23 protein-coding genes and 1 pseudogene are annotated in these 24,703 nt (G+C 64.1%); 8 read left to right on the top strand and 16 right to left on the bottom strand.

All coding sequences use genetic code 11. The annotated features are described in order from the left end of the window. Positions 1 to 190 precede the first annotated feature (190 nt). The 6 genes from IVA78_RS32765 (at position 191) to IVA78_RS32740 (ending at position 4,959) form a co-directional block, all read left to right on the top strand. On the top strand, positions 191 to 532 hold the full coding sequence (locus IVA78_RS32765; protein WP_247276837.1) for a hypothetical protein: 342 nt from the start codon (positions 191 to 193) through the stop codon (positions 530 to 532). Between the two features lie 220 nt (positions 533 to 752). Continuing rightward, positions 753 to 1,040 (top strand): acyl carrier protein, encoded by a 288-nt coding sequence (locus IVA78_RS32760; protein ID WP_094974763.1) that lies wholly within the window; start codon positions 753 to 755, stop codon positions 1,038 to 1,040. 10 nt (positions 1,041 to 1,050) lie between these two features. Beyond that, positions 1,051 to 1,521 (top strand): 3-hydroxyacyl-ACP dehydratase FabZ family protein, encoded by a 471-nt coding sequence (locus IVA78_RS32755; RefSeq protein ID WP_247276836.1) that lies wholly within the window; start codon positions 1,051 to 1,053, stop codon positions 1,519 to 1,521. Next, complete coding sequence (locus tag IVA78_RS32750; RefSeq protein WP_247276835.1) at positions 1,518 to 2,726, top strand: beta-ketoacyl-ACP synthase; 1,209 nt, start codon at positions 1,518 to 1,520, stop codon at positions 2,724 to 2,726. Before IVA78_RS32755 ends, IVA78_RS32750 begins: the two co-directional genes overlap by 4 nt. Before the next feature lie 14 nt (positions 2,727 to 2,740). After that, positions 2,741 to 4,018: a beta-ketoacyl-ACP synthase gene (locus IVA78_RS32745; RefSeq protein WP_247276834.1), complete on the top strand. Its 1,278-nt coding sequence runs from the start codon at positions 2,741 to 2,743 to the stop codon at positions 4,016 to 4,018. Positions 4,019 to 4,026: 8 nt separating this feature from the next. Next, complete coding sequence (locus IVA78_RS32740; protein WP_247276833.1) at positions 4,027 to 4,959, top strand: lipid A biosynthesis lauroyl acyltransferase; 933 nt, start codon at positions 4,027 to 4,029, stop codon at positions 4,957 to 4,959. Between the two features lie 105 nt (positions 4,960 to 5,064). Here the strand turns inward: IVA78_RS32740 and IVA78_RS32735 are convergent, their stop codons facing one another. From IVA78_RS32735 to IVA78_RS32700, 8 genes are all read right to left on the bottom strand, one after another. Then, positions 5,065 to 6,177, bottom strand: coding sequence for a polyamine ABC transporter substrate-binding protein (locus tag IVA78_RS32735; RefSeq protein ID WP_247276832.1), 1,113 nt, complete (start codon positions 6,175 to 6,177; stop codon positions 5,065 to 5,067). 3 nt (positions 6,178 to 6,180) lie between these two features. Next, the gene (locus IVA78_RS32730) at positions 6,181 to 7,362 is read right to left on the bottom strand and encodes an aminotransferase (protein ID WP_247276831.1); all 1,182 of its coding nucleotides are present in this window, start codon (positions 7,360 to 7,362) and stop codon (positions 6,181 to 6,183) included. Between the two features lie 7 nt (positions 7,363 to 7,369). Beyond that, the gene (locus IVA78_RS32725; RefSeq protein ID WP_247276830.1) at positions 7,370 to 7,696 is read right to left on the bottom strand and encodes a rhodanese-like domain-containing protein; all 327 of its coding nucleotides are present in this window, start codon (positions 7,694 to 7,696) and stop codon (positions 7,370 to 7,372) included. A gap of 156 nt (positions 7,697 to 7,852) precedes the next feature. Further along, positions 7,853 to 9,775 carry a potassium transporter Kup gene (locus IVA78_RS32720; RefSeq protein WP_247276829.1) on the bottom strand — a complete coding sequence of 641 codons (1,923 nt, stop codon included), beginning with the start codon at positions 9,773 to 9,775 and terminating at the stop codon, positions 7,853 to 7,855. A gap of 138 nt (positions 9,776 to 9,913) precedes the next feature. Next, positions 9,914 to 11,812 (bottom strand): potassium transporter Kup, encoded by a 1,899-nt coding sequence (locus tag IVA78_RS32715; RefSeq protein WP_247276828.1) that lies wholly within the window; start codon positions 11,810 to 11,812, stop codon positions 9,914 to 9,916. A gap of 171 nt (positions 11,813 to 11,983) precedes the next feature. Then, on the bottom strand, positions 11,984 to 12,814 hold the full coding sequence (locus IVA78_RS32710; protein ID WP_247276827.1) for a flagellar motor protein MotB: 831 nt from the start codon (positions 12,812 to 12,814) through the stop codon (positions 11,984 to 11,986). A gap of 23 nt (positions 12,815 to 12,837) precedes the next feature. Further along, entirely contained in the window at positions 12,838 to 13,611 is a 774-nt protein-coding gene (locus IVA78_RS32705) for a MotA/TolQ/ExbB proton channel family protein (protein ID WP_172788099.1), read from the bottom strand. 198 nt (positions 13,612 to 13,809) lie between these two features. Beyond that, positions 13,810 to 14,634, bottom strand: coding sequence for an SDR family NAD(P)-dependent oxidoreductase (locus tag IVA78_RS32700; protein WP_247276826.1), 825 nt, complete (start codon positions 14,632 to 14,634; stop codon positions 13,810 to 13,812). Positions 14,635 to 14,734: 100 nt separating this feature from the next. Here IVA78_RS32700 and IVA78_RS32695 point away from each other — a divergent pair, with 100 nt between their 5' ends. Further along, positions 14,735 to 15,028: a hypothetical protein gene (locus IVA78_RS32695; protein WP_247276825.1), complete on the top strand. Its 294-nt coding sequence runs from the start codon at positions 14,735 to 14,737 to the stop codon at positions 15,026 to 15,028. 17 nt (positions 15,029 to 15,045) lie between these two features. Here IVA78_RS32695 and IVA78_RS32690 read toward each other — a convergent pair whose 3' ends face one another. The 4 genes and pseudogenes from IVA78_RS32690 to IVA78_RS32675 form a co-directional block, all read right to left on the bottom strand. After that, the gene (locus IVA78_RS32690; RefSeq protein ID WP_247276824.1) at positions 15,046 to 15,765 is read right to left on the bottom strand and encodes an RraA family protein; all 720 of its coding nucleotides are present in this window, start codon (positions 15,763 to 15,765) and stop codon (positions 15,046 to 15,048) included. Positions 15,766 to 15,887: 122 nt separating this feature from the next. Beyond that, on the bottom strand, positions 15,888 to 16,772 hold the full coding sequence (locus tag IVA78_RS32685; protein ID WP_247276823.1) for a phosphatidylcholine/phosphatidylserine synthase: 885 nt from the start codon (positions 16,770 to 16,772) through the stop codon (positions 15,888 to 15,890). Between the two features lie 87 nt (positions 16,773 to 16,859). After that, positions 16,860 to 17,573, bottom strand: a pseudogene (locus IVA78_RS32680) (phosphatidylserine decarboxylase); the annotation flags it as partial. 72 nt (positions 17,574 to 17,645) lie between these two features. Next, positions 17,646 to 19,604 (bottom strand): ABC transporter ATP-binding protein/permease, encoded by a 1,959-nt coding sequence (locus IVA78_RS32675; RefSeq protein WP_247276821.1) that lies wholly within the window; start codon positions 19,602 to 19,604, stop codon positions 17,646 to 17,648. A 201-nt stretch (positions 19,605 to 19,805) separates the two neighbouring features. Between IVA78_RS32675 and IVA78_RS32670 the strand changes: the two genes are divergently transcribed. Next, on the top strand, positions 19,806 to 20,411 hold the full coding sequence (locus IVA78_RS32670; RefSeq protein ID WP_247276820.1) for a TIGR00730 family Rossman fold protein: 606 nt from the start codon (positions 19,806 to 19,808) through the stop codon (positions 20,409 to 20,411). A 3-nt stretch (positions 20,412 to 20,414) separates the two neighbouring features. On the opposite strand, the gene IVA78_RS32665 is transcribed toward IVA78_RS32670, so the two are convergent. From IVA78_RS32665 to cysS, 4 genes are all read right to left on the bottom strand, one after another. Further along, entirely contained in the window at positions 20,415 to 20,792 is a 378-nt protein-coding gene (locus IVA78_RS32665) for a VOC family protein (protein WP_247276819.1), read from the bottom strand. A gap of 111 nt (positions 20,793 to 20,903) precedes the next feature. Then, positions 20,904 to 22,502, bottom strand: coding sequence for a citramalate synthase (gene cimA, locus IVA78_RS32660; protein WP_247276818.1), 1,599 nt, complete (start codon positions 22,500 to 22,502; stop codon positions 20,904 to 20,906). Beyond that, positions 22,499 to 22,990 (bottom strand): GNAT family N-acetyltransferase, encoded by a 492-nt coding sequence (locus tag IVA78_RS32655; RefSeq protein WP_247276817.1) that lies wholly within the window; start codon positions 22,988 to 22,990, stop codon positions 22,499 to 22,501. The genes cimA and IVA78_RS32655 overlap by 4 nt, the downstream gene beginning before the upstream one ends. A gap of 115 nt (positions 22,991 to 23,105) precedes the next feature. Next, positions 23,106 to 24,488 (bottom strand): cysteine--tRNA ligase, encoded by a 1,383-nt coding sequence (gene cysS / locus IVA78_RS32650; protein ID WP_247276816.1) that lies wholly within the window; start codon positions 24,486 to 24,488, stop codon positions 23,106 to 23,108. Positions 24,489 to 24,703: the final 215 nt, after the last annotated feature.

Here is a 24,703-nt window from a genome sequence, read left to right as displayed (position 1 = left end):
AGTTCCCCGGCCAATATTGCAACGCAACCGCATATTCTTGACCACTTTACGGCCGGCTCGTGACGCTTGGCGGCGCGCTATGCAAAATAGTGCGAATAGGAAATGCATCTGGGCGTTGAGAAGATTTTCTGCAACGCGCTCATCACGTATGCTATTTAAAAATCGCTGCTTCGGAGTGATCCCCTGCCCTATGAAAAGCCAGCGGCCCATAAGCTCTGATGACGAGCACCGGGTGCTCCAATTCAGGCCGCGCACCTCGCCTTCCGCCATGGTTCGCCGGGGCAGCGGCACCGTGCAGTCATTGCGCGCGGCGCCGGAGCCGCTCGACCTATCGCGCTACGAGCAGCCCCGCACCGGACCGGACGATTTCCGCCACCGCATGCTCGCCAATATCGCGGCGCTCGCCTTCACCATCGCGCTGACCGCGATCGGGATTTGGCTCGCCGTGAGTATTGCCGACCTGCGCCGGACTCAGGATTGCGTGCTGATGGGCCGCCGCGACTGCGTCAAGATCACGACGCCGCACATCTAGGCGCGCCTTGCCGGCGGTCCCTCACTGGACGGCCCGTGGCGGGCATCCCCAGCCCTGTCTCCGCGCCTGGCCGGCTCCATTGAACTCAGGGCGGCGCTCCGATATACGGGCTTTCGACCCGGCCAGAGAGGGGTTTGAGGGCGTCATCAGGGGCGCGATGCCCACCCACCGTGCCACTCTGGAATCTGACAAATACCTGCAATATATCAAAGGCTTAGTGATGTCTTCCACATTCGATCAGGTCGCCACGATCATCGCTGAAACCTGCGACATCCCGCGCGACACGATCACGCCGGATAGCCATGCCATAGATGATCTCGGCATCGACAGCCTCGATTTTCTTGATATCGCGTTCGCGATCGACAAGCAGTTCGGCATCAAGCTGCCGCTTGAAAAGTGGACCCAGGAGGTCAACGACGGCAAGGCGACCACCGAGCAGTATTTCGTGCTGAAGAACCTGTGCGCGCGCATCGACGAGCTCGTCGCGGCCAAGGGCGCGGGCGCCTAAGCGCGCGGCCATGCAACTCGAATACTTCCACATGATCGATCGGATCGTCGACTTAAACGTCGACGAGAAGACGATTGTCGTCGAGGCCCAGGTTCCGAACGCAAGCACCATCTTCGAGGGACACTTCCCGGGCTATCCGCTGATGCCCGGCGTGCTCCTGATCGAATCGATGGCGCAGGCTTCGGGCTGGCTTCAGCTCGGCGTGCTGAAGTTCGAGCGCATGCCGATCCTCGCCGCCGTGAAGGAGGCCAAGGTCCGCGGCTCGGTCTACCCCGGTGATGTCATGAGCATCGAGGCGACCCTGTCCCATCAAGGCTCGGGTTACGCGGTCACCGAAGCCAAGATCCGGGTCGGCGGCAAGCTGCGCGCGAATTCGACGCTCACCTTCACGCAGATTCCCTTTCCCAATGCGGATATGCGCGGACACATGGACGCAATCGCCAAACGCGTCGGCTTTCCGCAACAGGCCGTTTCGCCATGACCGACACCTTCGCGACGAAGCCCGCCCAGACGGAAGTCTGGATCACCGGCATTGGACTTGCCACCTCGCTCGGCGAGGGGCTCGACGCCAACTGGGCTGCGCTCCAGGAGAAGCGCATCAATGTCGACGAGAAGGGCTTTGCGCCCTACATCGTGCATCCCTTGATGCCGGTCTCTTTCGACAGCCAGATTCCGAAGAAGGGCGACCAGCGCCAGATGGAAGCCTGGCAGCGTATTGGCACCTATGCCGCGGGCCTGGCGCTCGATTCCGCCGGGATCAAGGGCAACAAGGATATCCTGTCGAAGATTGACATGGTGGTGGCCGCAGGCGGCGGCGAGCGCGATCTCAACGTCGACACCGGTGTGCTCACGGCCGAGGCCAAGGGCGCCAACGCCCCCGGCTTCCTCAACGAACGGCTGATGAGCGACCTGCGGCCGACGTTGTTCCTGGCCCAGCTCTCCAACCTGCTCGCCGGCAACATCGCCATCGTCCATGGTCTCGGCGGCACTTCGCGCACCTTCATGGGCGAAGAGGTCGCGGGCGCGGACGCCGCCCGCATTGCGCTCGCGCGCATCGCCTCGGGTGAGAGCGACATTGCGCTGGTCGGTGGCTCGCACAATGGCGAACGCAAGGACCTGATGGTCCTCTACGAATTCGGCGACTTCAACCTGAAGGACAAGTTCGCTCCGGTGTGGGCGCGCAAGGACCGTCCCGGCTTCGCGCTCGGTTCGGCCGGCGCCTTCCTGGTACTGGAGTCGAAGGCGCATGCAGAGGCGCGCGGCGCAAAGCCGTTCGCCAAGCTCACCAGCGTCGTCGCCGACCTTGCCCGCCGCAAGCAGCCTGGCGACATGGCCTCGACGCTGGAGAAGCTTTGGGAAAAGCTGCCCAAGCGCGAGGGCAAGGCCGCGATCATATCAGGCGCGACCGGCGCCGAGCCCGCGACCTCGGAAGAGCGCAGCTTCCTGAGGGGCCATGCGGATCTGCCGGTGCGCTCGACCGGCACCATGTTCGGCCACACCATGGAAACGCAATTCCCGCTCGGAATTGCCCTGGCCGCACTGTCGATCTCGCGCGGTGCATTGTTCCCGCCGAATGATTCCACCGGGACCGAGATTGAAATGCAGGGCGCGCCCACCCAGATCGTGGTGATAGGGGCCGGACACTGGCGCGGCGAAGGCATGGCGCTGATCGAGGCAGTGAGCTAGCTCAGGGGGTCGAAATGACTGCACCACGCGACAAATTCGGCCGTCCCGTCGTCGTCGTCACCGGCATGGGCATCATGACCTCGCTCGGCGCCGGCAAGGCCGACAATTGGGCGAAGCTGGTCGCCGGCGAATCCGGCATCCGCACTATCACGCGTTTTCCGGTCGACGGCCTGAAGACCACGATGGCTGGTACGGTGGATTTCGTCAGCGTCGATCCGTTCTCCTCCACCGGCCTCTCCGAGCGGATGGCGGAGCTGGTGACGGAGGAAGCGCTCGAGCAGGCCGGCATCGGCGCCAAGGAGGATTTCCCCGGTCCCCTCTTCCTCGCAGTCGCGCCGGTCGAGGTCGAATGGCCGCAGCGGCGCGAGCTTGGCCGCGCCGTCGGAAAGACCGACTTCAACTACGACGACCTCCTGCGCATCTCCGGCGGCGGCAAGTACAGCGACTATCATCACCGCTTCATGTTCGGCTCGGTCGCCGCGCATCTCGCCGAGACTTTCGGCACCAAGGGTTCGCCGATCTCACTATCGACGGCCTGCGCGTCGGGCGCGACCTCGATCCAGCTCGGCGTCGAGGCGATCCGGCGTGGCGAGACCGACGCTGCGCTGTGCGTCGCGACCGACGGTACCGTCAATCCGGAGGCGCTGGTGCGCTTCTCGCTACTCTCGGCGCTCTCGACCCAGAACGATCCGCCGCAGGCGGCCTCCCGCCCCTTCTCCAAGAACCGCGATGGCTTCGTCATGGCCGAAGGCGCCGGCGCGCTCGTGCTGGAAAGCTACAAGGCGGCGACCGCGCGCGGCGCAAAGATCCTCGGCGTGATCGCCGGCTGCGGCGAGCTCACCGATTCCTTCCATCGCACCCGCTCCTCGCCCGACGGCAAGCCGATCATCGGCTGCATGAACAAGACGCTGGCCGATGCCGGCATGACGCCGGACCAGATCGACCACATCAACGCGCACGGTACCGCGACGCCCGAAAACGACAAGATGGAGTTCAACACGACGTCGGCAGTGTTCGGCGAGCTCGCGCAGAAGATTCCGGTCACCTCTAATAAGTCGATGGTCGGCCACACCATCTCGGCCGCCGGTGCGGTCGAGGCGATCTTCTCGCTGCTCACGCTCGAGCATCAGCGTATCCCGCCGACGATCAACTACGAGACCCCGGATCCGACGATCCTGTTCGATGTCGTCGGCAACAAGGCCCGCGATGCCCGCGTCACCGCGGTGATGTCGAACTCGTTCGGCTTCGGTGGCCAGAACGCCTCGCTGATCCTGACCCGCGAACCGGCCTGACCGGACGCATGGCACTGCTGACTGCGAGCACGAAGGCCCGCGCGCGGGAGGCTGCCAAATCGCTCGGCGGCAGCTTGATCGGCGCCGCGACTGTCGGCTTGCTGCGCACCACGCGCTATTTCGATCCGGTCAAGACTTCGGACTTTTTCGCGCGCGTCGTAAAGCTCATCGGCCCGCGTCTGCGCGAGCATCGCATCGGCCGCGCCAACCTCACTGCGGCATTTCCGGAGAAGTCGCCAGAGGAGATCGAACAGATCCTGATGGGCGTCTGGGACAATCTCGGCCGCGTCGGCGCCGAGTTCGCCCATATCGACCATGTCTGGGACTACGACCGCGATCACCCCGAGAAGAGCCGGATCGAATTGTCGCCGCGCAGCATCGAGCTGTTCGACCAGATCCGCGACGATGGCAAGCCGGCGCTGATCTTCGCCGCGCATCTGGCCAATTGGGAATTGCCGGCGCTCGCCGCCGTCGCGCATGGGCTGGATACTGCGATCCTCTATCGCCGACCGAACATCGCCTCCGCCGACCGCATCATCCAGGAGATGCGCCAAGTCAACATGGGCACGTTGATCCCGGCAGGCCGCGACGCGCCGCTGCGGCTCGCGCAGGCGCTCAAGGACGGCAAGCACGTCGCGATGCTGATCGATCAATATCTGACGGCCGGCGTCGAGGTCACCTTCTTCGGCCGCAAGACCCGCGCCAACCCGATGCTGGCGCGCCTCTTGCGCCAGGTCGAGTGCCCGATCCACGGTGTGCGCATCATCCGCCTGCCCGACGGCCGCTTTCGCGGCGAGCTCACCGAAGAGATCAAGCCGGTGCGCGATGCCGACGGCAAGATCGACATCCAGGGCACGACCCAGGCGATCACGAGCGTGGTGGAAAGCTGGGTGCGCGAGCATCCGGAGCAATGGCTGTGGCTGCATAGAAGGTGGCGGTAGTTACGCCGCCATTGCGAGGAGCGAAGCGACGATTCAATCCAGAGTGCCTCCGCGGAGAGATTCTGGATTGCTTCGCTTCGCTCCTCGCAATGACGGGTGTGCTCCTCACCGCCCCGTCTTCACCTTGGTCCAGAGTCTATTGATGATGCGCTGCGTCGCCGGCTCGCGCGCGGTGATGACGAAGAGCTTCGAAAGCGTCGCCTCGTCCGGATAGATGTTCTTGTCGTTCAAAATCTTTGGGTTGACCAGTTTCTGGCTGGCGAGGTTGCCGTTGGCGTAGGACAGGAAGTCCGAGTTCTTGGCGGCAACATCGGGGCGGTAGAGATAGTTGATCAGCTCGTAGGCCTCCTTGACGTTCTTGGCATCCGCGAGGATCGCGAGATTGTCGAAGAACATCTGCGCACCCTCTTTCGGAATGGCATAGCCGATCTCGATGCCACTCTTGGCCTCCGCAGCGCGGGCGCGGGCCTGCATGATGTCGCCGGACCAGCCGACCACGAAGCAGATCTCGCCGGTAGCGAGCGCGCTTAAGTATTCGGAGGAGTGAAACTTGCGCACGGACGGGCGGACTTTTGCCACGACGTCGGCAGCCTTCTCCAGGTCCGCCTGGTTGGTCGAGTTCGGATCGAGCCCGAGATAATTCAGCGCTGCCGGAAAGATGTCGTCGGCGGAGTCGAGCATGTGCACCCCGCAGTCTTTGAACTTGGTCAAATTCTCGGGCTTGAAGACGATGTCCCAGCTGTCGATCTTCGCATCCGGCCCCAGGATCTGCTTCACCTTGGCGACATTGTAGCCGATGCCCGTCGTACCCCACATGTAGTTGGCGGCGTAGACATTGCCGGGATCATAGATCGCGAGGCGTTCGGTCACCACGGGCCAGGCGTTGGCCAAGTTAGGCAGCATCGACTTGTCGAGCTTCTGGAAAATATTGGCCTTGATCTGGCGCTGCAGGAAATAGGCGGTGGGCACCACGACGTCGTAGCCGGACTTGCCGGCCATCAGGCGCGTCTCCAGCGTCTCGTTGGCGTCGAAGGTGTCGTAGACCACCTTGATGCCGGTTTCCTTGGTGAAGTTCTCAAGGACCTCCGGCGCCATGTAGTTGGACCAGTTGTAGAAGTTGACGACCCGTTCCTCCGCACTTGCAGGGGCGGAGAGCAACGTCAGCGCTGCGGCAATTGCGAGAGCGAAGCAAAGCCTGAAGCGGCCGACGTTCGTCATCTTCTACCTCTTGCGCCCGCGCACCGCATCCGACAGCCGCTCGAGTGCTGTGTCGAGCGTCTCGTCCTTCTTGGCAAAGCAGAAGCGCACCACCGAGGTCACCGGGTCCTGCTCGTAGAAGGCCGACACCGGGATCGCCGCCACCTTGTAGTCCTTCACAATCCGCCAGCAGAACTCGGTGTCGCTCTCGTTCAGCCCGAGCGGCGACAGATCGACCGTGAGGAAGTAGGTGCCTTGCGACCTCAGCACAGGAAAACCGAGGCTCTCCAGCCCTTTGGTGAGACGGTCGCGGCTCCGCGTCAGGTCCTTGCGCATCGACAGGAAGTAGTCGTCGGGCTTGCCGAGGCCGTAGGCGATGGCGGCCTGGAGGTTCGGCGCGGTGGTGAAGGTCAAGAACTGGTGCACCTTGGCGGCGACGCGCAAGAGCGGCGGCGCGGCGCAGACGAAGCCGATCTTCCACCCCGTCAACGAGAAGATTTTGCCGGCCGAGCCGACCTTGATCGTGCGCTCGCGCATGCCGGGGATGGTGATCAGCGGGATGTGCTTGTGCTCGTCGAAAGTGACGTGCTCCCAGACCTCGTCGCAGATCGCGATGACATCGAACTCCTGGCAGTAGCGCGCCAGCAGCTCGAGGTCCTCGCGCGGATACACCACCGCGGAGGGATTCAAAGGGTTGTTGAACAGCACCGCCTTGGTCTTTGAATTGAAGACGCTTTTCAGCATGTCCTCATTCAGCCGCCAGTGCGGCGGCTCGAGTCGGACGAGGCGCGGAGTGCCGCCCGCCTGTCGGATGATCGGCAGGTAGGAATCATAGACTGGCTGGAAGCAGACCACCTCGTCGCCGGGCTGAACCACCGCGAGAATTGCCGAGGTCAGCGCCTCGGTGCCCCCGGAGGTCACCATCACTTCGCTCATCGGATCGAGCTTGAGCCCGTGCCAGTGCCCGTAATGGGTTGCGATCGCCTGGCGCAGCTCGGGCAGGCCCATCATCGAGGGGTACTGGTTGTAGCCGTGCAGAGAGGCATCAGCCGCGGCCCGGCGGATGTCCTCGGGGCCGGGATCGTCAGGAAAACCCTGGCCGAGATTGATTGCGGCATTGTCGCGCGCGGCCTGCGACATCGCCTCGAAGATGGTGACGGGAAGGTCGGCGAAGACCTTGTTTAGCGACGAGCTCTTGGTCGTCATCGCGAGCTCAGCCGCCAACCTTGCTGGGAAGACCGGCCGCTTTCCAGCCCAGCATGCCGCCGGCCAGATGCTTGTCGTAAGGCAGGCCCGCCGCCTGCGCCGCGAGCGAGGCGGTCACCGAGCGCTTGCCCGATCGGCAGGCGAACACGACCTGCTTGCCTTCGGGATCCGGGATCGCCTTGGGATCGAAGGTCGAGAGCGGAACCACGACGCCGTAAGGATAGGCCTCGGCTTCGACCTCGTTCGGCTCGCGGACGTCGACCAGCAGATAGCGGCCTTCCGCGACACCTTTGGAGACCTCGTCCGGGGTCAGATCCTGTACCTGATTTGCCACATCATCCTCCAACGTCGCGCCTATTGGCCGGGGCACCCGGTCGGCGGCAACCTCGCCTCTCGGCCGACGAAAATCAAGCGCTACAATGGCTTGAGCTGAGCGGTGCAAGTTAAAGCTAAATCGCAGCGACTTGAAGCGCAGCGTTGGTTTGCCTGCCTAGATCGTGACCTGCGTTCCAACCTCGACCACGCGGCCAGAGGGGATCTGGAAATAGTCGGTGGCGTCGTTCGCCGAGCGGCTCAGCGAGATAAACAGCCGGTCCTGCCAGCGCGGCATACCGGAATGGGCCGCCGGCTTCAGCGCCCTCCGCGACAGGAAGAAGGAGGTCGACATGATATCGAACTGCCAGCCGAGCTTGCGCGCGATCGCCAGCGCCTTGGGCACGTTGGGCGATTCCATGAAGCCGAATTTCAGCGTCACCTTTGAGAAGGTCGGTGAGATCTGCTCCAGCCGCACCCGGTCGGCCGGGTCGATGCGCGGGGTCTGCGCGGTGTCGATAGTGAGAATGACGTTCTTCTCGTGCAGCACCTTGTAGTGCTTCAGACTATGCATCAGCGCCGTCGGCGCGCTGAGTGGGTCCGAGGTCAGGAACACGGCTGTGCCGGGCACCCGCTGCGGCGGCCTTTTCTCCAGCATCGCCACAAGGTCGGCGAGCGGGAATTCGAGCTTGCGCGACTTGTCGAACAGCAGCCGGCTGCCCCGCCGCCACGTGTACATCAGGATGATCATGAGCGCGCCGAGCGCCAGCGGCACCCAGCCGCCCTCGAACACCTTGAGCAGGTTCGCGGCGAGGAAGGTCAGGTCGAGAAACAGGAACGGCACGATGAGCGCTGCGGCGGCGAACGCAGACCACCGCCAGACCTTCCAGATCACGACGAAGCCCATCATCGCCGTGACCACCATGGTGCCGGTGACGGAGATGCCGTAGGCCGAGGCGAGCGCGCTGGAGGATCGGAACAGGAGTACCAGCAGCACCACCGCAACCAGCAGCAGCTGGTTGATGCGCGGGATGAAGATCTGGCCGGAATGGGCCTCTGACGTATGGCGAATTTCGAAGCGCGGCAGCAGTCCGAGCTGGATCGCCTGCCGCGTCAGCGAATAGGCGCCGGTGATGACGGCCTGGCTCGCGATCACGGTGGCCATGGTGGCAAGCACCACCATGCTGCCGCGAATAAAACCTTGCGGGAAGAGCTGGAAGAACGGACTCACGATCGCCCCGGGATCGCTGAGGACGAGCGCCCCCTGCCCTAGATAGTTCAGCGCGAGCGATGGTAGCACGATAGACAACCAGGCCGTTTGGATTGGCCGCTTGCCGAAATGGCCGAGGTCGGCATAGAGCGCCTCGGCACCGGTGACCGCCAGGAACACCGCGCCCAAGGTCACGAAGCCGATGACGCCATGCTGAAGCATGAATGACACGGCGTAGAGCGGATTCAGCGCGTACAGCACTTCCGGCTGCGCGATGATCGGATGGACCGCCGCCGCGGCGATCACCGCAAACCAGACGCACATGATCGGGCCGAAGAAGGCGGCGACCCGGGCGGTGCCGCGCGACTGCACGGCGAAGAGGCCGACCAGGATCGCCACAGTCAGCGGCACGATGTAGGGCTCGAACCGCAGCGTCACGTCTTTCATGCCTTCGATCGCCGACAGCACCGAAAGTGCGGGCGTGATCACGGCATCGCCGTAGAACAGGGCGCCGGAGATGATGCCGAGCAGGACGACGGTCGCTCCGCCGGTTCCGACGGCGCGCTGGGCCAGCGCCATCAGCGCCAGCGTGCCGCCCTCGCCATTATTGTCGGCGCGGAGCAGGATCACGACGTATTTGAGCGTCACCACGACGATGAGCGCCCACAGGATCAGCGACAGCACCCCGAGCACGGCCGCCGGCGTTGGTAGCCCCTCCGCCCCCGAAGCCGCCATCACGGCCTCGCGGAATGCGTAGAGCGGGCTGGTGCCGATGTCGCCATAGACGACACCGATGCTACCGAGCGTCAGCGCACCGAAACGAGCCGTGGTATGGGCATCGCCATTGGCCGCCGCCGTTTCCGGGGCCGAAATTGCTACGTCGCTTGTCATGGAGAGCCTGGTGGCCTCTAAAATGCTTCACTGCACAATGGCGGAAGGGCGCGCGGCTTATAGTCCTGCGCTACCGGCATAGCATAGCCCGATTCCGGGCCTTAGGCATGCAAATTTGCATGACTCCGGCAGTTGCATTTAGATGGTGACCTGGGTCCCGACTTCAACCACGCGCCCCGTGGGAATCTGGAAATAGTCAGTGGCGTCGTTGGCCGACCGGCTCAGCGCGATGAAGAGGTGGTCTTGCCACAGCGGCATGCCCGACTGGGCCGAGGCCTTCAGCGATCGTCGCGACACGAAGAACGACGTGGACATGATGTCGAACTGCCAACCCTGCTTGCGCGCGATCGCGAGCGCCTTCGGCACGTTCGGCTGCTCCATGAAGCCGAAGCGCAAGCGGACCTTGAAGAACTTGTCGCTGATCTTTTCCATGCGGAATCGCTCGGACAGGTCGACCCGCGGCGTATGCGCGGTCTCGATGGTCAGGATCACGTTGTGCTCGTGCAGCACCTTGTTGTGCTTGAGATTGTGCAGCAGCGCCGTCGGCACGAACGACGGATCGCTGGTCAGAAATACGGCCGTGCCCTTGACGATATGCGGCGGCCGCTTCTCCAGACTTCGGATCAGATCGTCCAGCGGCACCTCGATCCGGCGCGTCTTCTGGATCAGGATCCCCGAGCCTTTCCGCCAGGTCCAAATCGTCCCCGCCATGGCGACGCCGAACAGCAGCGGCACCCAGGCGCCTTCGAGCAGCTTGAGCAGATTGGCACTGAAGAAGCTTAGGTCGACGACGACGAAGGGCATGATCACGGCCGCAGCCGTGGCAGCGCGCCAGTTCCACAATTTCCAGATGACAATGAAGCCCATGATGCCGTCGGCGACCATGGTGGTGGAGACCGCGATGCCGTAGGCCGAAGCCAGATTGCTGGGGGTGTGGAACAGCAGCACCAGCAGCATCACACCGATCAGCAGCAGCCGGTTGACGCGCGGCAGATAGATCTGGCCGGCATGGGTCTCGGAGGTGTAGCGCACCTCGAAGCGAGGGAGCAGGCCGAGTTGCACCGCCTGATAGACCAGCGAATAGGCGCCCGTGATTACCGCCTGACTAGCGATCACGGTCGCGACAGTCGCAAGCCCGACCAGCGGCAGCACCAGACTTTCAGGCACCATGCGATAGAAGGAATGCTCGATCGCGCTGGGATCGGACAGCACCAGCGCACCCTGCCCGAAATAGTTGATCAGGAGCGCCGGCAGCACGAAGAACATCCAGGCTGACTGGATCGGCTTGCGCCCGAAATGGCCGAGATCGGCATAGAGCGCCTCGCCCCCGGTCACAGCCAGGAACACGGCGCCGAGTGTGACAAGGCCGATCGTGCCGTGCGACAGCACGAACTGCACCGCGTAATAGGGATTAATCGCCGCCAGCACTGAGGGGTCGTCGGCGATGTGGACAGCTCCCATCACCGCGATGACGGTGAACCAGACCACCATCACCGGCCCGAACGCCGAGGCGACCAGCGCGGTGCCCTTGCTCTGCACTGCGAACAGCAATGCCAGGATGAGCACCGTGAGCGGCACGACGTAGTGCTCGAACGCAGGGGTTGCGAGCTTGAGACCCTCGACCGCCGACAGCACCGAGATGGCCGGTGTGATCATGGAATCGCCGATGAACATGGAGGCGCCAACCACGCCGAGCGCGAGCAGGAACCAGCTCCGCCGCCCGAGCGCACGCTGGCCGAGTGCCATCAGGGAGAGCGTCCCGCCCTCCCCGTTATTGTCGGCGCGCAGCAGCAGCAGGACGTATTTGGCGGTGACGACGATCAGAAGCGCCCATAGGATCAGCGAGAGCACGCCGAGCACGATGACCCGCGAGACCGGCTCGCCATGGGCCGCGCCTCTGACCGCCTCGTGGAAGGCATAGAGCGGCGAAGTGCCGATATCGCCGAAGACGACGCCAATGCTCCCGAGCGTAAGGGCCCAAAAACCTGATGTGACCGGCCCTTCCTGGGTCTCGGTCGATGTGATGCTCGCCGTCATGAGGGTGGAGAACGCTTCGTCCCTGAATTTGATCCGGCGCCTTTTGACGCTTCCGGCGGGCCTGTCAACCGGCTCACCACCATAGCAGGCGCCGAGCCGGATGCTGTGACGGCGCGGTCACGCTCGCCGCAGCGCGACGAGATGCCTCAGGTAAGATGGTAGCGCAAGTCCCTACGGCTTCAGATTCGGCGGCAGTGGCGGATCTTCCCGCATCAGGGTGATGGTCACCCGCCGATTGGCCGCGAGCGAGGGATCGTCCGGAAACAGCGGCTGGGTGTCCGCCTTGCCCGAGACAGCGAAGATGTGCGACGGCGGCAATCCTTCGCGTTCGAGGATCTGGCGCACGGCATTCGCGCGGTCGGCCGACAGGTCGAAGGCGCCGTAGTCGCTGCGGACCGGCACAAATCCCGCCGCGGTGTGGCCGGCGATGGAGACGCGAAGCGGCGTCGCCTTGAGCGGGATCGCGAGCTTCTCGACCAAGCGGCGGGTGCGGTCGTAAGGCACCTTGGAGCCGTCGGCGAACATCGAGCGGCCATCCTGGTCGACGATCTCGAGGTTGAGGCCCTGCTTGGTCTCTTCAAACATGATGTGCTTGGACATTTCCGTCAGTTCCGGCATGTCCTGCAACGCCTGGCGCAGCGAGGCCGCGGCGAGCGCGAAATTGCGGTCGACCTTGATCTTCGCCCCCGAGGTGCGGTCGCGATCATCCTGGTCGGGCGTCGGCGTGTTGGAAGCTTCCTCGGGCTGGATATGGTCGACGTTCTTCAGCCGCGGCCGCGTCGGCAGACCGTCGGACTCGACGATGCCGGCATAGCGCGCTTCGCTCTGCACGCCGAAGGCGTCGCGCATGGATCCGGCGACGATCTTCAACTTGTTGGCGTCCTGGGTCGAGAACGCGACGAGCATCACGAAGAAGCTCATCATCAGGCCCATCAGGTCGGCGAAGGTCACGAACCAGCCGTGACCGCCGCCGTGCGCATCGCCGCGTTTCTTCTTGGCCATGGTCTAGATCCCGGCGCGCGCGATCAGGCCGGCACCGGCTCGCCGTCGGCGTGACGGTGCTTCTCCGGCAGATAGGCCAGCAGCATTTCACGCACCAAGGTCGGGCTCTTGGAGTCGCGGATCATCAGGATGCCGTCGATGATCAGGGTGCGATTGGTCTCCTCATCCAGCAGCTTGCCGTGAAGTTTGTCGGCGATCGGCAAACAGAACAGGTTCGCGACGAGCGCGCCGTAGAGGGTCGCGAGCAACGCGGTCGCCATGAACGGGCCGAGCTTGGAAGGGTCGGTCATGTTGGCGAACATCTGCACCATGCCGATCAGGGTACCGATCATGCCGAAGGCAGGGGCGCAATCGCCGATGGCACGGTAGATCTTGCTGCCCTCGTCGAGGTGCATCAGGAAGTTGTCACGGTCGCGCTCGAGATTGTCGCGGATGAAGTCGAGGTCGTAACCGTCGGCAACGTAGCGGATGCCCTTGGCGAGGAAGGGTTCGTCGGTCTCGACCTTTTCCAGGCCGACCGGGCCCTGCTTGCGGGCGATCTCGGCGATGCGGGCGAGTTCGTCGACGAGGTCGTGGGCCGACAGGCGGCTCATGGTGAAAGCGAACTTGGCGCCGAGCGGAAGGCCATGCAGGAGCGCGCTGAGAGGAAAGCGGATCATGGTGGCGGAGATCGAGCCGCCGAAAATGATGATCATCGCATGTTCGGAGATGAACATGTGGAGATCGCCGCCCATGAAGATCATCGCAACGATGACGATGGTGCCCGCAATGAGCCCGACGCTCGTCATGATATCCATGGGAGACTCCAATGCGTACACGACAACGGCCGTCCTGGCCGCTGGCGCGGCCCAACCCCGAACCGCATCGGAACCCTAGAGCGCCGCCCTTAAAGCCGCGTAAAGGTTAAGTCTGGACAGCGAGGTACGGCGCGCCGCAGGCGCTGCGATTCCTGGTGGGCGGCGGGAATCTCAACACTTCGCTAACCATAACGGTCGCTAGGACGATAACCCCGTCAGCTCCAGGCTGAGCGCACGCAGGCGCTTGCGCGCGTCGGCATCGTAGGCCTGCGGATTTGCGCGTGCCTCGTTCATACCGTTGAAGAACAATCCGCTTCGATCAGCGACGTCGTCGCCCTCGACGAGGTGGAGGATGGCTGCACCGCCTTGCTCGACCGTCGACATCGGAGTGATCCCGCCGGCGCGCACCATCGTGGTGTTCATGTAGGTCGCGGGATGCAGCGCGTTCACGGTGATGCCGGTGCCCTTTAATTCCTGCGCCAGATCGATCGTGAACATGATCTGAGCGAGCTTGCTCTGCGCATAGGCGCGCGAACCGCTGTAGCCCCTGGTGATCATGACGTCGTCGAACTCGATCGGGTGCTGGCCGAGCGAGGCGACGTTGACGATGCGCGACGGCGCAGCCGCCTTCAGCAATGGCAGCAACAGATGGACGAGCAGGAAACCGGCGAGATAGTTCACGGCAAATCGCAGCTCGTGACCCTCGGCACTGACCTGCCGCTGCGGGCCGTCATTCTGCGAGCCGATGCCGGCATTGCTGACCAGGACGTCGAGGCGCTGGTGGTCACGTTTCACGGCCTCCGCGAGCGCACGCGTGCCCGACATCGATGACAGGTCGGCCTGGTAGAAAGTCGGCGCGATACCGCCGGCCTCCACGATCTCGTCGCTCAAGGTCTTCGCACGCGCCGCGTCGCGGCCATGGATCAGGACCCTCGCACCTTCTTTGGCCAGGCGGCCTGCAACGTAGCGGCCGACGCCGTCGGTCGAGCCGGTGATCAGAACCGTCTTGCCCTTCATCCTCATTGCGCTTCCTCCAACTGCGGCCCTGCGTCACATCCGTGACGCGCCATCATGCGGTACTCTGTAGCTATGCGGCATGCTCCATCGCAGGAGCCCATTTGCCATGTTGACGTTGTTCAGTCTTCTCACTGCGCTGCCGGCGGTACTGGCGCTCCATCTGCTCGAGCCGGAGCTGGTGCTGCCAGCGTTCAGCGCCCTGCTTTTTGTCGAGGCCGCCTTCGCCGTGATCGCGGCGCGGTTGATCCATCTCCCGGACAATGCGGACGACATCACCTTGTGGGACCTTGCGGGCGGCTTCACCCTGATCGGATGCGCCGCCGCGGTGTTCGGCGAGCCGGATCAGGCTGCCCTGTTTCTGACGGAACAAGGCGGCCCACGGTCGGTGCCCCGACCGTAGGCCGCTCCGCCGCGCGTCTAGTGAATCTCCGCCGAGCGCTTCAGCGCCGCCTTCAGCTTCTCCAGCGAAAAGTTGGGACTGCGGGCGATCTCGAGGATCGGGGTCTCGCGGCGGCCGCAGAGCTCGGCTGCCTCGGGCAGCTTTGCCGCGACGTCGATCGGGATCACGATGGCGCCGTGCTGGTCGGCATGGATCAGGTCGTCCGACTTAACGGTCATGCCGGCGACACGCACCTCGCCGCCAAAGCTCTCCGCATGCACCCAGGCATGCGACGGCCCGATCGAGCCTGCCAAGGCCTGGAAGCCCGGGGCCCATTGCGGGATGTCGCGGATCGAGCCGTCGGTGATGACGCCGAGACAGCCCAGCGCCTTGTGCACGTTGCTCTGCACCTCGCCCCAGAACGCGCCATAGCCAACGTCGGGGCCATCGATGTCCTGGATCACCGAGATGCGCGGACCGTGGCCGGTGCCGACATATTCGTAATAGTCGATGCGGCGCTTGGACTGCTCCTCAGCAGGAAGCGAGGATTTCAGCACCGAGCGGATCATGACCGTGCGGGCATAACCGACGATCGGCGGCAGATCGGGGAACGGACAAACAAGCTGCTTGGTGGTGTAGCCGATCAGCCGGCGCTCGGGCGCCACGATCTCCATGGCATTGCAGATCGTCGGCGTATCATAGCGGCCCAGCGCTTCGAGGACGGAAGCGGGCAGCGGCCCGGTCGCGGAATTGGTCACGGCGTTCTCTCCCAAATTGGCGGCCGCTGTTGGCGCGGTGCCGCCGTCACAGGGCGATATAGCCGAGATCAGGCATCAACCCAACTCAGCGGGACTCATGGCAGATATCCGCGTGTGGCCGCTTAGTGCAGCCGTCCGGGCCGGTCGTCGTCGTCGTGCGGCGGCTCGGACAAATTCGCCAGCGTCGGCGCCGAAGGCGGTGACGCGACCTCACCTCCCGCCGGCGCGGTGGTTTCCATCGCCCGCGCGTGATCGCGGTAGGATTTGTAGCCGAGCGGCAGGCAGAGCAGATAGAGCACCGTGCCGATCGACAGCACGTGCCAGGGATAGGCGATCAACAGCGCGATGAAGACGATGACGGCGACGAACGCCGGCAGCACCAGCTCGGGCGGCACGCGCATGCGCTTGGTCTTGCCGGAGAACACTGGCAGGCGCGACACCATCAGGAAGGCGATCAAGAGCGTGTAGCCTGCCGTTACCGCCGCGGGCCAGCGTCCGAGATCGAGGAACGCGACATAGATCGGCAGCAGCACGGTGATGGCGCCGGCCGGCGCCGGCACGCCGGTGAAGAAATTGGCCGCAAACGCCGGCTTGTTCGGATCATCCATCGTGGCGTTGAAGCGGGCAAGGCGCAGACCGCCCGAGATCGCGAACACCATCGCGGCGATCCAGCCGGCATTGCCGAGCTCGTGCAATTGCCAGAAATACAGCATCAGGCCGGGCGCAACGCCAAAATTGACGAAATCGGCGAGGCTATCGAGCTCGGCGCCGAACTTGGACTGGCCTTTGATCATGCGCGCGATGCGGCCGTCGATGCCGTCGAGCGCGGCCGCGAACACGATGGCATAGACCGCGAGCGACATCCGCCCCTCGATCGACAGCCGGATCGAGGTCAGGCCGGCGCAGATCGCCAGCAGCGTGATGACGTTGGGCACCAGCATCCGCACCGGAATCGGACGGAACCGCCGCCGGCGCGCGTCAGGATCTTTGAAATCGTAGGGCGTCATGGCTCGTCCTCACCTCAAGGCGAGATATAGCAAGCCGCGCTCCCCTCCGCCATTGCGGCGGAACGGCTTCCTGGAACGACTTATTGGTTAATTGGTGCGATAGGTGCGGCTGGCGTCGTCCCCGGCAAGATCGGCCAAAATCGTCTCGCCAGCGATCGCGGTCTGCCCTTCCGATACCAGCGCTTTGGTACCGACCGGCAGATAGACGTCGAGCCGCGAGCCGAAGCGGATAAGACCGAAGCGCTCACCGGCGCCAATCGCCTGCCCTTCCTTGACGAAGCAGACGATGCGCTTGGCCACGAGGCCGGCAATCTGGATCACGCCGATCCGCGCCGTGGGCGTCGTGATCACCAGCGAGTTTCGCTCATTGTCCTCGCTCGCCTTGTCGAGCTCGGCATTGATGAACAGGCCGGGCCGGTAGGCGATGCGGTCCACCCTGCCCGCGATCGGGCTGCGGTTCACGTGGCAGTTGAACACGCTCATGAACACCGAGATGCGCGGCAACGGCCGGTCGCCGAGCCCGAGCTCGGCCGGAGGGAGCGCCATGGTGATCATCGAGACGCGGCCGTCAGCCGGCGACACCACGAGCCCCTCGCGCACCGGCGTGACCCTGACGGGATCGCGGAAGAACAGCGCGCACCACACAGTCAGGATCGTGCCGATCCACCCCAGAGGGGACCACAGCCAGAATAGGATCAGGCTTGCCAGCGCGAAACCGCCGATGAAGGGATAGCCCTCCTTGTGGATCGGCGGGATCTGACGCTGGATCGAATCGAGAATGGACATCGCTCTCTGCCGCTGAAGGGTTGACGGCGCACGGGGCCGTCCCGCGCGGTGGAGTTGTTTAGGCCAGAGTTGGCACCCGAGACAAGGTCACTCCGCCGCCGCAGGCGCCGTCAGGGAATCATTGACCGGCGGCGGCTCCCGGTTGGGTGCCTCGCTACTGTCGGCCATCTTGGCCAGTTTCTCCCGCGCTGCCTCGGCCTCGCGCTGCCTGTTCCACATGCTGGCATAGAGGCCGCCCTGCGCGAGCAGCTTTGCGTGGGTGCCGCGCTCGGCGATACGGCCCTGATCCAGCACGATGATCTCGTCGGCGCCGACGATGGTCGAGAGCCGGTGCGCGATCACCAGCGAAGTGCGGTTCTTGGCCACGCGGTCAAGCGCGCCCTGGATCTCGTGCTCGGTGTGGGTGTCGAGCGCCGAGGTGGCCTCGTCGAGCACCAGGATCGGCGGCGCCTTCAAGACGGTGCGCGCGATCGCGACGCGCTGTTTCTCGCCGCCGGAGAGCTTCAAGCCACGCTCGCCGACCTGGGTCTCGTAGCCCATCGGCGCCAAGCGGATGAAATGGTCGATCTGTGCCAGCCGCGCCGCCTCCTCGACCTCGACATCGCTGGCGTCCCATCGGCCGTAGCGGATGTTGTAGCGGATGGTGTCGTTGAACAGCACGGTGTCCTGCGGCACCATGCCGATGGACGCGCGCAGCGAGGCCTGCGTGACGTCGCGAAGATCCTGGCCGTCGATCAAGATCTTTCCGCCGGAGACGTCATAGAGACGGAATAGCAGCCGCGAGATCGTCGATTTGCCCGCACCCGAGGGGCCGACGATCGCGACCGTCTTGCCGGCCGGCACCTCGAAGCTGATGCCCTTCAGGATCGGCCGCGTCGGCTCATAGGCAAAGCGCACGTCCTCGAAGCGCACGGTGCCGGCGGAGACGACCAGCGGCTGCGCATCGGGCGCGTCCTTGATCTCGGCCTCGCGGCCCAGCACACCAAACATCTTCTCGATGTCGATGATCGCCTGCTTGATCTCACGATAGACCATGCCCATGAAGTTCAGGGGCTGGTAGAGCTGGATCATCATGGCGTTGACCAGCACGAAATCGCCCACCGTGTTGGTGCCGTTGCGCACGCCGATCGCACACATCAGCATGGTCGCGGTCAGGCCGAGCGTGAAGATCACGGCCTGGCCGGTATTGAGCACCGCGAGCGAAGTATACGTGCGGACGCTCGCCTCCTCGTAACGCGCCACCGATCTGTCATAGCGCTGGGCCTCGCGCGCCTCCGCGCTGAAATATTTGACGGTCTCGTAGTTGAGCAGCGAGTCGATTGCCTTGGTGTTCGCCTCGGTGTCGGAATCATTCATCTTGCGGCGAATGCCGATCCGCCACTCGGTCGCGATGTAGGTGTAATACATGTAGAGCGTGACCGTGATCAGAGTGGCGACCACGTAGCGCCAATCGAACTGCCAGAGCAGCACGGCCATCAGCAGCGAGACCTCGACGATGGTCGGGATCAGCTGCAGGATCACCATGCGCACGATGACCTCGATGCCCTCGCGGCCGCGCTCGAGCACCCGCGTCAGACCGCCGGTCTTGCGCTCGAGGTGGAAGCGCAGCGACAACTCGTGCATGTGAATGAAGGTGATGGTCGCAAGCTTGCGCACTGCATGCATGGCGACGCGGGCGAAGATGCCGTCGCGCCATTGCGTCAGCACGGCCATCAGGATGCGCATCGCGCCGTAGCTCGCGGTCAGCAGCAGCGGCGGGGCGATAACCCAGAGCTGCCAATTGTCCGCCTGCACCGGCGCCGTGTTGGCGCCGGTCAGCGCGTCCGTCGCCCATTTGAAGCTGAACGGCACCGCGAGCGTGATCAGCTTTGCGGCGAGCAGCAGCACCAGCGACCAGACCACCCGCATCTTCAGGTCGAAGCGGTCGCCCGGCCAGATATAGGGCCACAGATGCGCCAGCGTGCCCATCAGCGTGGCCCGCTCCAGCCCTTGCCCCGCGGGAGGATCAGGAACGTCGGCGCCGTCGAACGATTGAGGTTGGTCCATCAAAAAGCCTGAAAGCCCGCCGGATGCGGGCGGCGTTACGATTTGCGATTTTCGCCCGTCATATAGAGCCTTCCCGATGCCAGCGCACCCCGCCAGATGGCGAATCTTCGATTGTTTGTCGCTATTTGCCGGTAGATTTCCGGGAGTACCGAATCACGGATTTGGCTTGACGCCTCTTCGCTGCAATGCATCATGGCACCAATGAGCACAATCAAAACCGTCTGTGTCTATTGCGGCTCCGGCCCCGGAACCAATCCCAACTTTACCGAAGGTGCCAAGGCATTCGGCAAGGCGCTCGCCGAGAACAACATCCGCCTGGTCTATGGCGGCGGCTCGCTTGGCCTGATGGGCGCGGTCGCGACCTCCGTGCTGGATCACGGCGGCACCGTCACCGGCATCATCCCCGACTTCCTGCGGCTGCGCGAGAACGCGCTGACGCGGGTGCAGGAGATGATCGTCACCCCCGACATGCACGAGCGCAAGCGGCTGATGTTCGAACGCTCCGATGCCTTCGTGGCGCTGCCGGGCGGCGTCGGCACGCTGGAGGAGCTGGTCGAGCAGATGACCTGGAAGCAGCTCGGCCGTCACGCCAAGCCGGTGCTGCTCGCCAACATCGACAATTTCTGGGAGCCGCTGTTCTCGCTCTTGTCGCATATGCGCCAGACCGAGTTCATCCGCGCCGGCCTGTCGATCGACATCCTCAAGGCCGATCGCGTCGAGGATATTTTACCGAAGCTGAAGGCAGCCGCCGCCCAGGTCGCCGAGGCGGAAAAGCAGATGGCTCCGGAAGTGGCACGCCGGCTGTAAGGATTACGCGCTCGGAAACGTCACCGCCTCGATGCGATTGCCGTCGGGATCGCTGACGAACGCCGCATAATAGCGCACGCGATCGTGGGGGCGGAGGCCGGGCGCGCCATCGGAGGCACCGCCGGCGGACAGCGCGGCGGCGTGAAACGCATCGACCTCATCAGTCGTCTTCGCCCGCAGGCAGATGTGCACGCCGCTCTCCGGCGGGACGTGCGGCATGCCCTCGCGCAAGTTGATCCAGAACTCTGGATAGGCCTTGCCGAAGCCGACCGTCCGCGGTCGCGTCACGAGGCGCGTGAGGCCGAGCGCGGAGAGCGCGGCCTCGTAGAATTTTGCGGCGCGATCGAGATCGCTGACGCCGACGGAGATGTGATCGATCATTGGTCGCGCTCCCCCTCTCCGCTGTCGTTCCGGGGCACGCGAAGCGTGAACCCGGAATCTCGAGATTCCGGGTTCGGCCCTGCGGACCGCCCCGGAATGACTCCCTGATAGCTACGCCGGCGCCCCCGACTTCACCAGCTTGTAGATCACCGAATCCATCAGCGCCTGGAACGAAGCGTCGATGATGTTCGGAGACACCCCGACCGTGGTCCAACTGTCGCCGTTCTCGTCCTCGCTCTCGATCAGGACGCGCGTGACCGCACCGGTGCCGCCGTTCAGGATACGCACGCGATAGTCGATTAGTTTCAAGCCCTCGATGTAGGTCTGGTACTTGCCGAGATCCTTTCGCAAGGCGACGTCGAGCGCGTTGACGGGACCGTTACCCTCGGCGGCTGAAATCAGGCGCTCGCCGGCGACGTCGACCTTGACCACGGCCAAAGCGACGGTGACGCGCTCGCCATGCGAATTGTAGCGCTGCTCGACATTGACGTCGAACTGCTCGACCTCGAAATAGTGCGGCACCTTCCCGAGCGTCCGGCGCGCCAGGAGCTCGAACGAGGCGTTTGCGGATTCGTAGGCGTAGCCCGCCGCCTCGCGCGCCTTCAATTCCTCGACGAGGCGCGTCAGCTTCGGATCGCTCTTCTCGTAAGGAATGCCGGCGCGATCGAGCTCGGCAATGACGTTGGAGCGTCCGGCCTGGTCGGAGACCAGCACCTTGCGGTGGTTGCCGACCAGTTCCGGCAGGACGTGCTCGTAGGTCTGTGGATCCTTCAGCACGGCGGAGGCATGAATGCCCGTCTTGGTGACAAAGGCGCTCTCGCCGACATAGGCCGCATGCCGGTTCGGCACGCGATTGAGCATGTCGTCGAGCGTGCGCGAGACCTTGACCAGCGTTGCCAGCTTCTCGGCCGTGACGCCGATCTCGAAGGCGTCGGCAAAGCCCTTCTTTAACCTCAGCGTCGGGATCAGCGAGCAGAGATTGGCGTTGCCGCAGCGCTCGCCAAGGCCGTTCAGCGTGCCCTGGATCTGCCGTGCGCCGGCACGCACCGCAGCGAGCGAGTTGGCCACCGCCTGCTCGGTGTCGTTATGGGCATGGATGCCGACGTGATCGCCGGGGATGTGCTTCGTCACTTCGGTGACGATGTCCTCGACCTCGTCAGGCATGGTTCCGCCATTGGTGTCGCACAGCACCACCCAGCGCGCGCCGGCCTCATAGGCGGCCTTGGCGCAGGCGAGCGCGAACGCCGCGTCTTCCTTGTAGCCGTCGAAGAAGTGCTCGCAGTCGAGCATTACCTCGCGGCCGGCGGCATTCGCAGCCGCGACGCTGTCGCGAATCGAGGCGAGGTTTTCCTCCTTCGTCGTCTCCAGCGCAACGCGCACCTGATAGGCCGATGACTTCGCCACGAAGCAGATCGCGTCGGCCTTTGCTTCCAGCAACCCGGCGACACCAGGGTCGTTGGAGACCGAGCGCCCGGCCCGCCGCGTCATGCCGAAGGCGATAAAGCGCGCATGATTAAGCTTGGGCTTGGTCGCAAAAAATTCGCTATCGAGCGGATTGGCGCCGGGATAGCCGCCCTCGATATAGTCGATGCCGAGATCATCGAGCATCGCCGCGATGACTTGCTTGTCGGCCAGCGTGAAATCGACGCCGTTGGTCTGCGCGCCGTCGCGCAGCGTGGTGTCGAACAGATAGAGACGCTCCTTGCTCATTGCGGCGCTCCAAGCGTCTTCTTCATGGTCGTGTTGGCGAGCCACTCATCATTGACGGTGACGCTGTTGCGCTGCTGGGCGGTGTAGCCGCGCTTGGCGAAGAAGCCCTGTGCGGTGTCGCTGGCGTCGACCGAGAGGCTCGTCGCACCGCGGCCGCCGGCAAGCTTCTCCAGCGCATCGACCAGCATGGTCGCAACGCCCTGCCCGCTCACTCCGGGATGCACATAGAGCATGCGGATATGATCGTTGCCGCGCAGCGAGGCGAAACCGATGGGCGAGCCTTCCAGCGTCGCGACCAGGGTCAGGTCGGCGGCGAGCCGCTTGCCGAACTCTTCGCTTTCCGCCGTCTCCATCCAGGCCTGCTGCTGCGCCTCGCTATAATCGTCGCCGGTCAGCTCCTCGATGCTGGCGGTGAAGATCGCGGCGAGCACCGGCACGTCGGCCGGCAGGAACGGCCTGAGTGCGGGCTTTGGCAAAGTCTGTCCCATGGTCTTCACCACATCCCATAGAGTTTCAGCACGATCGCCACGGCCGCGCCGAGCAGTGCGATCTTCAGCGCGATGTAGTAGAGCCAGTGCCGCGGAAAAGGCGTGTCGGGCCGCTTCATCGCGCAATCTCCCAGGTCGTGCCTTCCTTGGAGTCCTTGATCGCAACGCCCATCGCGGCGAGCAGATCGCGGATGCGATCGGACTCCCCAAAGTCCTTACGACGACGGGCGGCCGTCCGTTCCGCGATCAGGCGTTCGACTTCCTTCGCATCGATGCCGCTCGCCTGCTGCTTGCGGCTTTCCCATTGCGCAGCGCTCTCGGAGAGAAAACCGAGCAGCCGCAACGATCCCGCCAAGCCGTTCACGTCGCTGCCGCGCAAGCCGTGCAGCGCCGCGATCGCAAGGGACGTGTTGAGGTCGTCCAGCAGCGGCTCGACCACGGATGCTGCCGGCCTGCCGGATTCGACGTCGGCCGCAACGCGATACCAGTCGTCGAGCGTCTTGGCGCTCTCCTCCAGCGATTTCATGGTCCAGTCGATCGGCGAGCGGTAATGCGTCTTCAGCATGTTCAGACGCAGCACCTCACCCGGCCAATCCGCAAGCAGCTCATGGATGGTGATGAAGTTGCCGAGGCTCTTCGACATCTTCTCACTCTCGACCTGCAGGAAGCCGTTGTGCATCCAGTAGTTCGCCATGCGCTGCTGGTGGAAGGCGCAGCAGGTCTGCGCGATCTCGTTCTCGTGATGCGGAAACACGAGATCGATACCGCCGCCATGGATGTCGAAATGCTCGCCGAGATGCTTCCAGGCCATTGCCGAGCACTCGATGTGCCAGCCCGGGCGTCCCTGCGCGGCGATGCCCGCCGGCGATGGCCATGACGGCTCGCCCGGCTTTGATGGCTTCCACAGCACGAAGTCGGTGTTGCCCTTCTTGTAGGGCGCGACATCGACGCGGGCGCCGGCGACCATCTCGTCCAGCGAGCGATTGGATAGCGCGCCGTAGCGCGGCAGGCCGGCATTGGCCGCGTTCATTGCCTGCGGCGAGAACAGCACATGATCCTCAGCGACATAGGCAAAGCCGCCGGCGACGAGTTTTTCGATGATCTCGCGCATCTCGCCGACATGCTCGGTCGCGCGCGGCTCGACGCTCGGTCGAAGCGCGCCCAGCGCATCGACGTCGGCATGAAACTGCCGGCCCGTCTCCTCCGTGACCTTGCGGATCGCCTCGTTCAGCGGCAGGCCGGGAAAATCCCGCGCGGCGCGGTCGTTGATCTTGTCGTCGACGTCCGTGATGTTGCGGACATATTTGACATGCGCCTCGCCATAGAGATGGCGCAGCAGCCGAAACAGCACGTCGAACACGATCACCGGCCGCGCATTGCCAATATGGGCGAAGTCATAGACGGTCGGTCCGCAGACATACATGCGCACGATGTTGGCATCGAGCGGTACAAAGGTCCGCTTTTCCCGGCTCAGCGTATCGTAGAGGCGCAATTCCATATGGATACCCGTCGGCTGTTGGCCGGGCGTCCAAGGCTCTCAATGTTTTTGAGAAAAGACGGCTCCAGCCAGCGAATCGCTAGCTCGTAATCTCGCGGCAAATGGCGCAAATGGCGAGGAGACCGTTCATGCGGCCACATATGGGCTATGAGGCGGCTCCGCGTCAAGAGAGCCGCGAAAGCGCCGCTTTATCTCCGCAAAGCACGCGGCTCGCC

Origin of the sequence: Bradyrhizobium sp. 137 (assembly GCF_023074095.1) — a bacterium.
Lineage (GTDB): Bacteria > Pseudomonadota > Alphaproteobacteria > Rhizobiales > Xanthobacteraceae > Bradyrhizobium.
The sequence above is the reverse complement of the archived record's forward strand: the minus strand, read 5'-3'. Positions and strand labels throughout refer to the sequence as shown.

Excerpts from the sequence above, each read along its gene's own strand:
- IVA78_RS32765 (WP_247276837.1), top strand. The coding sequence starts at position 191 with ATGAAAAGCCAGCGGCCCATAAGCTCTGATGACGAGCACCGGGTGCTC.
- IVA78_RS32760 (WP_094974763.1), top strand. The coding sequence starts at position 753 with ATGTCTTCCACATTCGATCAGGTCGCCACGATCATCGCTGAAACCTGC.
- IVA78_RS32755 (WP_247276836.1), top strand. The coding sequence starts at position 1,051 with ATGCAACTCGAATACTTCCACATGATCGATCGGATCGTCGACTTAAAC.
- IVA78_RS32750 (WP_247276835.1), top strand. The coding sequence starts at position 1,518 with ATGACCGACACCTTCGCGACGAAGCCCGCCCAGACGGAAGTCTGGATC.
- IVA78_RS32745 (WP_247276834.1), top strand. The coding sequence starts at position 2,741 with ATGACTGCACCACGCGACAAATTCGGCCGTCCCGTCGTCGTCGTCACC.
- IVA78_RS32740 (WP_247276833.1), top strand. The coding sequence starts at position 4,027 with ATGGCACTGCTGACTGCGAGCACGAAGGCCCGCGCGCGGGAGGCTGCC.
- IVA78_RS32735 (WP_247276832.1), bottom strand. The coding sequence starts at position 6,177 with ATGACGAACGTCGGCCGCTTCAGGCTTTGCTTCGCTCTCGCAATTGCC.
- IVA78_RS32730 (WP_247276831.1), bottom strand. The coding sequence starts at position 7,362 with ATGACGACCAAGAGCTCGTCGCTAAACAAGGTCTTCGCCGACCTTCCC.
- IVA78_RS32720 (WP_247276829.1), bottom strand. The coding sequence starts at position 9,775 with ATGACAAGCGACGTAGCAATTTCGGCCCCGGAAACGGCGGCGGCCAAT.
- IVA78_RS32715 (WP_247276828.1), bottom strand. The coding sequence starts at position 11,812 with ATGACGGCGAGCATCACATCGACCGAGACCCAGGAAGGGCCGGTCACA.
- IVA78_RS32710 (WP_247276827.1), bottom strand. The coding sequence starts at position 12,814 with ATGGCCAAGAAGAAACGCGGCGATGCGCACGGCGGCGGTCACGGCTGG.
- IVA78_RS32705 (WP_172788099.1), bottom strand. The coding sequence starts at position 13,611 with ATGGATATCATGACGAGCGTCGGGCTCATTGCGGGCACCATCGTCATC.
- IVA78_RS32700 (WP_247276826.1), bottom strand. The coding sequence starts at position 14,634 with ATGAGGATGAAGGGCAAGACGGTTCTGATCACCGGCTCGACCGACGGC.
- IVA78_RS32695 (WP_247276825.1), top strand. The coding sequence starts at position 14,735 with ATGTTGACGTTGTTCAGTCTTCTCACTGCGCTGCCGGCGGTACTGGCG.
- IVA78_RS32685 (WP_247276823.1), bottom strand. The coding sequence starts at position 16,772 with ATGACGCCCTACGATTTCAAAGATCCTGACGCGCGCCGGCGGCGGTTC.
- IVA78_RS32675 (WP_247276821.1), bottom strand. The coding sequence starts at position 19,604 with ATGGACCAACCTCAATCGTTCGACGGCGCCGACGTTCCTGATCCTCCC.
- IVA78_RS32670 (WP_247276820.1), top strand. The coding sequence starts at position 19,806 with ATGAGCACAATCAAAACCGTCTGTGTCTATTGCGGCTCCGGCCCCGGA.
- IVA78_RS32665 (WP_247276819.1), bottom strand. The coding sequence starts at position 20,792 with ATGATCGATCACATCTCCGTCGGCGTCAGCGATCTCGATCGCGCCGCA.
- cimA (WP_247276818.1), bottom strand. The coding sequence starts at position 22,502 with ATGAGCAAGGAGCGTCTCTATCTGTTCGACACCACGCTGCGCGACGGC.
- IVA78_RS32655 (WP_247276817.1), bottom strand. The coding sequence starts at position 22,990 with ATGGGACAGACTTTGCCAAAGCCCGCACTCAGGCCGTTCCTGCCGGCC.
- cysS (WP_247276816.1), bottom strand. The coding sequence starts at position 24,488 with ATGGAATTGCGCCTCTACGATACGCTGAGCCGGGAAAAGCGGACCTTT.